Origin of the sequence: Lactobacillus sp. UMNPBX19, assembly GCF_002553805.1 — a bacterium.
GTDB lineage: Bacteria > Bacillota > Bacilli > Lactobacillales > Lactobacillaceae > Lactobacillus.
The window spans coordinates 1-10,168 of sequence record NZ_PCYR01000038.1 but is presented as its reverse complement, the minus strand read 5'-3'; the positions used below and the strand labels follow the sequence as shown (position 1 = coordinate 10,168).

Sequence of the window (10,168 nt, the reverse complement as noted above, 5' to 3'; positions counted from 1 at the left end):
TAAGAGTTGGATTGATCGTCTTTTGGTATCTGAAAGTTAGTTTTTTCCCAGACACATTGTTCTTGATATAGTTTTTTAACATCTTGGACGTCACTTGGTTGAATTGTATAAAAAGATCCTTGTGGATACATAACTGAAATCCCATCTTTATGTCCTAATCCTATTGCATGGCCTAATTCATGTTCAACTGTATTCACAATCCGGCCATTATTGTAGCCGTAGCTTGGATTTAAAAGATAATATGAATTTAAGCGAACCGTGGCCTTAAGTAAGTGTCCAGTTAAAGAGTTGTATTGAGTATCAGTTAATCCAGCCGCATTCGTTTCACCATCATTCATTGACTTAATAATGATTTTGGCATTATTTCTATCATTTGTGATTTTAAAATTAAAGGCACCTGTATTGTTCCAAACGTTAATTCCATCAAGGGCAGCTTGTTTTAGAGTTGGATCAGAAAGATCTATGTAGACAGTGGCTGTATTAGAGTCAAAAGTATGTCCTTTAGAACTGTCTGCATTTTTGTCATCATTTTGGATTTTTTCAGGTGAAATAAATTGCTGTACTTTTGCAGTTAGATAGGGGAGGGGATTTCTAGTTCCAAATGTTTTTTCAATTTCTGGAGCTGCCTTTTGATAGGCGAACTCAAGCCCTACAAAAAGGAGGACTAGAACTAGAATTGTTTTAAAAAATCGTTTCACTTTCTCATCTCGCAATGTAATTTTATTTAATTATAAAACTAATTATTTAAGAAAATACTAAATAACAGTTGAGACTTTCTGAAAATTATAAATTCTTTTAGAAAGCGTATACATATGATAAAATAATATGCAACGTTTTTACTAATGCTAGAAATAGGTGACATAATTTTGGTAAAAGAAACTGAACAACAAAAAGAACAAAAGCATTTAGATGATGTTCTTGGTTTAATTAAAAAGAAAGAAAAAGAGCTTGATCATTCAATCGAACATGCACAAAATGAAGCTCAAAATATCAACTCACATTTTTTTGATGATGTGAAATTAGATTATGATGGCTACTCCACTTCAATGGATACTGCACTTTCTATTCACCAGCAACAACAAATGTTAGCGGAACGACAAAATGCTTGGCAACATTCAGCTAAGCAATTATCAACTTTGCAGCGTTTAGAAAAGAAGCCATATTTTGCAAGAGTTGATTTTCAAGAACCTAATGAAGAACCAGAAACTATTTATATTGGATTAGGGTCTTTTGCAGATAAGGAAGATCATTTTTTAATCTATGATTGGCGTGCCCCAATATCATCTATTTACTATGATGGAAAATTAGGAAAAGTATCATATAATGCACCAGATGGTGTGCAAACTGTTGATATGACTAAGAAGCGTCAATTTTTAATTAAAGATGGCAAGATTACTAATATGTTTGATACCAATGAATCCATTGGGGATCAAATGCTCTTAAATGTCTTGAATGAAAAATCATCTACACAGATGAAGTCAATTGTTACTACCATTCAACGTGAGCAAAATAAAATTATTAGAAATACTAGTGCTGATCTTTTATTTGTTCAAGGAGCTGCTGGTTCGGGGAAGACTTCTGCCATTATGCAGCGTGTGGCCTACTTACTATATCGCTATCGTGGTAATTTGACTTCTAGCGATGTTATTATGTTCAGCCCAAATCAATTATTTAATGATTATGTTAAAAATGTTCTTCCGGAAATGGGAGAACAGAATATGGTTCAAATGACTTACTGGCAGTTTGTTTCACGCCGTGTTCCCGGAATGAATGTTGAAAACTTATTTGAACAATTCGAAGATAATGAGCAAAACGATAAGATTGTTAACTTGAAGAATTCATTGCAATTCTTTAATGCAGTAACTCGCTATGCTAAACATCTTGAAAAGAATGGTTTGATTTTTAAGAACATTTACTTTAAGAGTAAGGAAAAACCATTTTTTGATAAAGAAAAGATCAAGGAAATTTACTATGGCTTTAACGAAAACTACCATCTGAGAAATAGAATTGAAGCTACAAAAGAAGCTTTGATTAATAGCTTAAACCGAAGGATTGAACCTGAAACTAAGAAGCCATGGGTTGATAAAACTATTGAATCTTTGGATCAAGAACAATTAAATAAGCTGTATGATCGTCCAGATCAAGAATTTGAATCTAGCGCAAAAGAAGAACACTTTTTAGCTCGTAAGATTGTAATTAATCAATTAAAGCAAGTTAGTCGCAAGATTCGTCAGAATCGCTTTTTAAATATTCGTGCACAATACTTACGTTTTTTGCGTGCCGTTCCTAAGATAATTGACTTAAGTAAATGGGATATTACCCAAGAAGAATGGGCTGCTCATATTGAAAATGTTAAAGAGCGATTTAAGGCTGGAAAAATCAAGATGGCTGATATTTCTCCATACCTTTACCTCTATGATCTAGTAACCGGACGTAGAACAGATTATGAAATGCGCTATGCCTTTATTGATGAAATTCAGGATTACACTCCATTCCAATTAGCGTACCTTAAGTACAATTTCCCTAGAGCTAAGTTCACGATGTTAGGTGACTTGAATCAAGCTATTTTTACTAAAGATGAAAGTAAAACCATTTTGAGTCAAATCTCTAAATTATTTGATCCCGAGAAGACCGATGTTGTTCAATTAACGAAGTCGTACCGTTCAACTAAGGAAATAACTAACTTCACTAAGCAAATCTTGCGTCAAGGTGAAAAGATTGAAGCTTTTGATAGACGTGGTCCAAAGCCAGCCTTTTACAAGCGTGATAGTATTGAAAAAGAATACAGTGCCTTGCAAGATATATTAGTAGAAAACGATGAGCAAACGCTAACAACAGCAATTATTACTAAGACATTGGCTGAGGCTCAAGAAGTTGCTAAAGTATTAAAAGAAAGAAATATTAAGGCAACTTTGATTGGGTCGGCAAACCAGCGTTTAGTGCCTGGTACTTTAGTAATGGCATCCTATCTTGCTAAAGGACTAGAATTTGATGCAGTAGTTGCTTGGGGCGTTTCAAAAGAAAACTATCATCAATTAGATGAAACTCAATTGCTTTACACTATTGCTTCACGTGCAATGTATAAATTAGACTTAATTTATACAGGTGAGAAGAGTCCTTTGTTTGATAATTTAGATGAAAAAACATACGTAAATAAGTAAAAATAAAATCCCTCTTGGATCTTGGTATAATTAGAACCTTGATTTAGAGGGATTTTTTATTATTAAAGTAAGCAGATAGGGATTGAAAGTTAATTCTTATGCATTTTGACAGACTTAATACATAATAGTTAAAATACTTAGCATGAAAAGATTAAATATAGCTAGAAAATATCGGCGTAGAAGAAGAATTCTGTATACAGTTATATTGTTAATTACTGCTGGGGTAATTGCCTTAGGATTTAATTTTAAAAGATTTCAAAATGAATATGATTGGCTTACTTTAAAGCCAGAACAGAAGTTAAATGTTCCCTTAGTAAACCAATTACCAGACTTACCAAATGGTTGTGAGGTTACCTCACTTGCGATGCTGTTGAAATACTATGATATTAATGTAAGTAAATTAGAGTTGTCATCGAATATCAAGCATGTATCGTCTTTTGTTGGCAATAATTATCGAGGAAATCCACACGTTGGATTTGTTGGTTACATGAGTATCAAGAATGCAGGCTGGTGTGTGTATAATGAACCCCTATATAATGTGGCTAGAAAATACACAAAGCGAATTCGCAATTATACAGGCAATGATTTCGTTCAGGTATTGAAGTTGGTTTCTAAAGGACATCCTGTAGTAATCATTACAACTTTGAAGTTTGATCGAGTAAATGATATGCAGACTTGGTCTACCAAGCAAGGAAAAGTTCATGTGACGCCGTCATCTCATGCTTGTGTGATTACAGGTTACAACAAGAAAAAGGGGATTGTGTATGTAAATGATCCTTATGGCGTTAAAAATAAAAAGGTAAGCTTAAAGAAGATAGAGGCAAGCTATAACCAGCAAGGTAAACAAGCACTTTATATTGAATAGCGCAGTAAAAAAAGCATCCCGTTATTGGGATGCTTTTTTATGATGCTTGCATAAAAATGTTTTTCAAAATAGAAACATGTTTTCAAAACTGACTAATATATTCAAATTATTAATAATGACATGTAGTATAAGAATTGTCTTAAGAAGGTACCTAATTAGACAAAAAGTTATTCATTAATAATTCAAAATAGATGAGTGTTAGACCAAAAAACAGCTGAGGATAATGGCTATCAAAAGATGTGGGATTAAAAGTATCTGAACTTATTGCAAGAGTTGAGTGTTTTGCAATTGTTGAATTTTTATCTCCAGTGAAAGATAAAATATCACAATTATTTTCGTCGGCTTGTGTGCAAAGTTCAGCAAGACGCTTTGTTTCCCCAGAATTGCTGATAATAATTACTAGAGTGTTTTTGTGTTTTCTAAGCATTTCAAGATGTGAATTTGATGTGCAACGAAAGCCATTCAAATTGAGATATTCGCTCATATAATTAGCAATATTTTGAGAGTATCCACTACCCAATATCATGATCATTGAGTTTCTATGCTTATCCATTAAGTTAGAAAAAGGCTTTACGTATGACTCTACTTTTAAGTCGTTTTCAGTATTATTAGGGAAGTTTGGTGCATCTGCTATTAGAAAGACCAATTCAGAATATCCTGAAAGCTTCATCTTTTTACAGGTCTTAACGATAAAGCTAGGAGAAGTAAAAGTTCTTTTAGCCAGTTCACGAATATTGATGTTTTTAATTTCGTTACGGTGTTGATTCATATAAATTAATATTTTTTGTTCATCAGTATTTAGTTGAAACTTTTCACTAATAGTTTGAATATTCATTGCTTTCTCCTATAGATTGAAAGAAGGACTCACGATGTCAGAAAAAGATGTTAAGAAAAATAAAGTACCACAAAATAGAGATAAAGAATTTTTAGCAGATCCATGGGCTAGAACCAGAACTAGAAATGGATTAGCAGCCGATTAGGTTATCTCTGCACTACAAAAATCAATCAGAAAAGGAAAAGAACGGGCTGCTTGTGAGTTTGCTTATGAGATGTATATTTCTTCACCTCAAATGGAAGAAAAATTATGGCGTAGACTTCAAGCTATTTCGGTTGAAGATATTGGAATGGGAAATCCACAAGCGCCAATTCTAATTAATAATCTGAATCAAATGAGACAAAACTTTAGTTACAATGAGCCAGATCGTGCAATGATGTTTGTACACGCAATTCGTTACTTATGTGAATCAACTAAAGATCGTTCGTCTGATTTACTTAAGAATATCATTATTAAGAATTTTGCTCTAGGTTATGTTCCTGAAATTCCGGATTATGCATTAGATAAACATACTACTCGTGGTCAAAAAATGGGAAGAGGGAGTATGCATTTTCTAGAGGTTGATTCTAAAGTTACACCTCAATTAAAAGTTGATAATGATTATTGGGACGAATACCATAAAATTCGTGAAAATTGGGATGATAGTAAAGTTATTCCCAATGCTTTCAAGTTTAATCCATATCAAATTTAAGTTGTATTTATCTTTAGTAAGGAAATAGGTGATCTCTCATGGCTGAAACTACTGCTAAAAAAGATTCACTGATTACTAGATTGGATAAAGTTTTAACGCCTATTGGACAAAAACTTGGAAATGAAAAGCATCTACAGGCTATTTCAAATGGGATGCTTTTCGGATTGCCATTTTTGGTAATTGGTTCATTCTTTTTAATTGTTGCTAATCCTCCGATTGTACTTGATCGGTATAATCCAAGAACCGCTAATATTTTTATGCAGTGGCTTGCAGGTTGGAAATATTGGGCAATGGCACATTATTCGCAAATAACTATTCCATATAATATGACTATGGGTGTGTTTGGGATGATTTGTGCGTTTGGAATTGCCTATGAATTAAGCAAGGCGTATCGACGTCTTCACCCTGCAACTGATGGAATGATTTCATTAGTTACCTTCTTAATGGTAGCAACTACTGTCGATAAAAATAATAAAATTAGTCTCAATAATTTAGGAACAAATGGGTTATTTGTAGCAATTATTATTGGACTATTAGCTGTTGAAATTAATCGTGGCATTGAAAAAAGCAAATTAAAGATAAAATTACCAGATTCAATTCCTCCAATGGTTGCTAATTTTATTAATTCTCTTATCCCGTTATTGGCTAATATCTTTGTTTTTTATGGTGCTAATTTAATTCTTGTTGGTATAACACATGCAGACTTTACAACTTTTATTATGAAGTGCCTAACACCAGCTACATTTATGGCCAATAGTTTATGGGGTTACATTCTGATAGTAACTTTAGGAAATTTATTATGGTTAATTGGTGTTAATGGTAGCAATGTTATTTTCCCAATTGTTTTTGCTACAGGTATTGCAGCAACTGGTGCTAATGCAGCTTTAGTAGCGAAGGGCTTAGCGCCAACTCATTTGATGAATTTACAAATGTTTAGAATTGCCGTTTTAGGTGGATCTGGTAATTCACTTGCTTTGGTAATCTTGATGATGAGAAGTAAGGTAGAGAAGTATCGTGCATTAGGAAAACTATCAATTATTCCTGGAATTTGTAGTATCAATGAGCCAATAATTTTTGGTACGCCTATCTGTTTTAATCCAATCTTAGGTATCCCATTTTTAATTGCGCCAATTATTAACATTATTCTTACTTATATTGCTGAAAGTTTACACTGGATTGGAATGGGATATATTGTTGATCCGTCATTTACTCCATTTTTCTTCCAAGCATATATGAGTTCAATGGATTGGAGAAATATAATTTTTGAAATAATTTTAATTGTTATTGGTATATTTATCTATCTACCATTCTTTAGAGTTGCTGAACAAAATGAACTAAGAAAACAAGGAGCAGCTGTATAGATAGAATTAAACGAAAGAGTCTGGGAAAAAACTCTTAAATCACAAAAATCGTTGATAATCATGGTTGCATAAACCTTGATAGATCAACGATTTTATTTTTGAGCTTTATCAAAATTTAGTCAAAAAGTGACTTTTTTCCCAGTCTCTTTCTACCTAAAGCCAAGCAATTAATTACTGGTGCTGGTGAATTTACCAGCTGCTGACAAGTATGCATACCGTTTAGCTGATAGTAAATTCGATGAAGTAGATGGGATTTATTATGGTTAAACTTATTTTGGCGAAGCAGTAAAAAAAGACGTTACTGACATGATTCACCAAATGTTAAAGGTCTATGAACAAAGAATTTTTGATAATACTTGGCTTTCATCTGATACTAAAAAACAAGCGATTATTAAATTAAAAGCATTAGTGCTTAAGATTGGTTATCCGGAAAAGCAAGAAGATATCTTTAGTAAGTTAGTAGTGGATGAGAATAAATCTTTGTATGAAAACATCAAGAATATCAACATTGCTAAAGAAAAAGATAATCTTGCTAAATTAATCAAACCGGTTGATCGAAGTGTTTGGTTAATGCCCGGAAACATGAACAATGCTTGTTATGATCCTCAAAGAAATGATTTAACTTTTCCAGCAGGAATCTTGCAAGAACCATTTTATGACGCCAAACAAAGTCGCGTTGCTAATTATGGTGGTATTGGTGCAACTATTGGTCATGAGATTTCACATGCATTTGATAATAATGGGGCTCAATTTGATGAAAAAGGCAATATGAAGAATTGGTGAACCAAGGAAGACTTTGCAGAGTTTAATAAATGTACGCAAGCAGTGATCGATATTTATGATGGTCTTAAATACGGTCCCGCTAAGTTAAATGGTCAACAAATAGTTTCAGAAAATATTGCCGATTTAGGTGGATTGACTTGTGCTATTCAAGCTTGCAAGATGGATAATGGTGATTTGAAAGAATTATTTGAAAACTATGCTCGTTCATGGATGAAATTTAGCATCCGGCAACGATAAAAGCAGAAATTGCTGTGGATGTTCATGCTCCTCAACCAACACGGGTTAATATTCCAGCCCAATGTCAAGATGAATTTTATGAGACTTATGCTGTCCGACCATCTGATGGGATGTGGCTCGATGAAGATAAAATAGTAAGTATTTGAAAAAAATATAAAATAACAATAACAATAAAAATAAAAATAGCTATTAATTAAATAACTATAATTAAAACAGCAAAATTAAAATGATTTCAAAGACAAAAGCATTATTTCTATAAAATTCAATGTCATTAAGTTCGACAATGTCAATAGCTTAACTTAATGACATTGCTATAAAATTATATACTATTTATTATTCTTTATATAGCAAATTATTATTCTTTATATAGCAAAGACCTATAGTGAATTTTAATTATTACGTATAATATAAAATTTAAAAATAAAAATTAAAAAATAAAAAACGCGAATTATAATAGAGATAAAAGCTAAAGAAGCGATAAATGAAAAGGTGGTAAGAAATAATGCTATCAAAAAATAATTTACAAGAACGACTTCGGAAAATGGAGCCTAAAAAGAATCATTATTCAATTCGTAAGTTTACTGTTGGTGTTGCTTCAGTATTAGTTGGAATGACATTTATGGAAATGTCAAATGGTCAAACAGTTAAGGCAGATACTGGCACACCACAAGTACGAGATCAAGAAACTCAAGAAAATAATTCTGCAGCTTCTGAATTAAGTAAAAACGCCAATATATCTACTCAACAAGAGGCTAATAAACAAGATGCAGTGGTTAATGAACAAAATGCTAAAAATAAGACAGAAGAAACAGAGAAGATAAATTCTACCAATGAAGTATCTCCTCAATCGTCAAATAATACTTCTGTTACTTCTAAATCAGTTACAGTAGATAGTAATAAGGTGGGGCATTTTGCTGTCACTCCAAATAGGGTGGGGCATTTTGCTGTCACTCCAAATAGTAAGAAAGATAATAAGATCAATTCGACAATAAGTAATAAAGTTGAAGAAAATTTAAGTGAAAATAAGGTAATTAAGCCTTCAACTAATATTAAAAAGAGTGAAAGTACAACCGACTTGAAAGCTTCATTACAATCTCCAGAAATTACAAAGAAAAAGTTACAAGAGTTAATAAAAACAGCATTATTTGCTAAAAGTAGTAAAGAGGAAAATATTACTGATGCAACTAATTATCCAGATACAAATGGAATAGTGTCAAAGGATCAATATATCTTTAATCAATTTCATTTAACGAGAAGTCTAAGGCCTGATAATCTTACTCCAGATGGGGAGCACTTGCAGTCTTTACCATTAGTCATTACTTTAGCAACAGATAGAAACAATCCAGGTACTGATTTGCATTATTATGTTACTGACGATGATTATACAAAGCAGTATGCAATCGGTGATATACCAGTTAACCAATCATATACTACAAATGAAGGGGTTACTATTTATAACTTTGGTAAAGATGGTATTAGCTTAAATAGTTCAACTTATGGCTTGGCATACATATTTGGATACGGAAAAGGAGTAGGAAAATTTTTAGAGGATCCGTATGATTATCATAATGTGTCAAGATCATGGGGAGACGTTGTGCCTAAAAAAATTACACATACTGTTAGTTATATTAATGAAAAAACGAGAAAAGAAATGCCTGGCATGCCACAAATTGTGCAAACAGGTTTAACCGGGCAAAATTATAATGTTTTTCAAGTAAATAAAAAAGTAATTGATGGCTATTATTTAACTAATAGTAGCGTTGCTCAAGGTACACTTTCCCAGTTTGAAAAGGGTGATACTTTTAGAAGGAAATGGGTAGATAGATCTGGAAATACAATTTATGAAAATTGGTATCAATTGGATAATAAAGGATTGATGCAGGCAACAATAAATGTTACTTCACCAAATGGAATTACATATAATGTAATTAACAAAGACGTTGTAGACCCAGATGGTTCGGTAAGTTATGGTGCATATAATTTTACTAATCCTTATGTTCCTTCTACCGCAGATATTAAATTACTTTATGCACCAGTTGGAAAAATTATTCCTGTTGACAAAGATGGTAAAAAAATTCCAAATGCACCACAACCTAGGTATACAAATGATCCAGATGATGCAACTAATGTAACTCCAAATGAACCAGTTCCAACTGTTTCAGGTTACACTCCAACAGTTTCAACCGTAACTCCAGATGATCCAGGTAAAGACACTCCAGTTATCTACAACCCAGT

Annotated in this window: 7 protein-coding genes and 1 pseudogene; 6 read left to right on the top strand and 2 right to left on the bottom strand. The window is 32.6% G+C overall.

Features of this window, described 5'->3' with window-relative positions; genetic code table 11:
• Window positions 1–698: matrixin family metalloprotease (locus tag CP370_RS08380; protein ID WP_087712640.1), on the bottom strand; the 698-nt coding region annotated here is incomplete at its 3' end.
• Between the two features lie 144 nt (window positions 699–842).
• On the opposite strand from CP370_RS08380, the gene helD reads away from it, so the two are divergent.
• Window positions 843–3,161 (top strand): RNA polymerase recycling motor HelD, encoded by a 2,319-nt coding sequence (gene helD / locus CP370_RS08375; protein ID WP_265737224.1) that lies wholly within the window; start codon window positions 843–845, stop codon window positions 3,159–3,161.
• A 142-nt stretch (window positions 3,162–3,303) separates the two neighbouring features.
• Window positions 3,304–4,026, top strand: a complete 723-nt coding sequence (locus CP370_RS08370) for a C39 family peptidase (RefSeq protein WP_087712642.1) — start codon at window positions 3,304–3,306, stop codon at window positions 4,024–4,026.
• 151 nt (window positions 4,027–4,177) lie between these two features.
• Here the strand turns inward: CP370_RS08370 and CP370_RS08365 are convergent, their stop codons facing one another.
• A complete protein-coding gene (locus tag CP370_RS08365; RefSeq protein WP_087712643.1) occupies window positions 4,178–4,861 on the bottom strand; it encodes a MurR/RpiR family transcriptional regulator in 684 nt (227 codons plus the stop codon).
• 148 nt (window positions 4,862–5,009) lie between these two features.
• On the opposite strand from CP370_RS08365, the gene CP370_RS08360 reads away from it, so the two are divergent.
• The 4 genes and pseudogenes from CP370_RS08360 to CP370_RS08345 form a co-directional block, all read left to right on the top strand.
• Window positions 5,010–5,552 carry a hypothetical protein gene (locus CP370_RS08360; protein ID WP_232457447.1) on the top strand — a complete coding sequence of 181 codons (543 nt, stop codon included), beginning with the start codon at window positions 5,010–5,012 and terminating at the stop codon, window positions 5,550–5,552.
• A gap of 38 nt (window positions 5,553–5,590) precedes the next feature.
• Window positions 5,591–6,913 carry a PTS sugar transporter subunit IIC gene (locus CP370_RS08355; RefSeq protein WP_087712644.1) on the top strand — a complete coding sequence of 441 codons (1,323 nt, stop codon included), beginning with the start codon at window positions 5,591–5,593 and terminating at the stop codon, window positions 6,911–6,913.
• A gap of 189 nt (window positions 6,914–7,102) precedes the next feature.
• Window positions 7,103–8,079 (top strand): annotated as a pseudogene (locus CP370_RS08350) (M13-type metalloendopeptidase); the annotation flags it as partial.
• 356 nt (window positions 8,080–8,435) lie between these two features.
• A partial coding sequence (locus tag CP370_RS08345) for a YSIRK-type signal peptide-containing protein (RefSeq protein ID WP_143467871.1) occupies window positions 8,436–10,168 on the top strand: 1,733 nt, incomplete at its 3' end.

Coding starts and splice junctions, on each gene's coding strand:
- CP370_RS08370 (WP_087712642.1), top strand. CDS start 3,304: ATGAAAAGATTAAATATAGCTAGAAAATATCGGCGTAGAAGAAGAATT.
- CP370_RS08365 (WP_087712643.1), bottom strand. CDS start 4,861: ATGAATATTCAAACTATTAGTGAAAAGTTTCAACTAAATACTGATGAA.
- helD (WP_265737224.1), top strand. CDS start 843: ATGCTAGAAATAGGTGACATAATTTTGGTAAAAGAAACTGAACAACAA.
- CP370_RS08355 (WP_087712644.1), top strand. CDS start 5,591: ATGGCTGAAACTACTGCTAAAAAAGATTCACTGATTACTAGATTGGAT.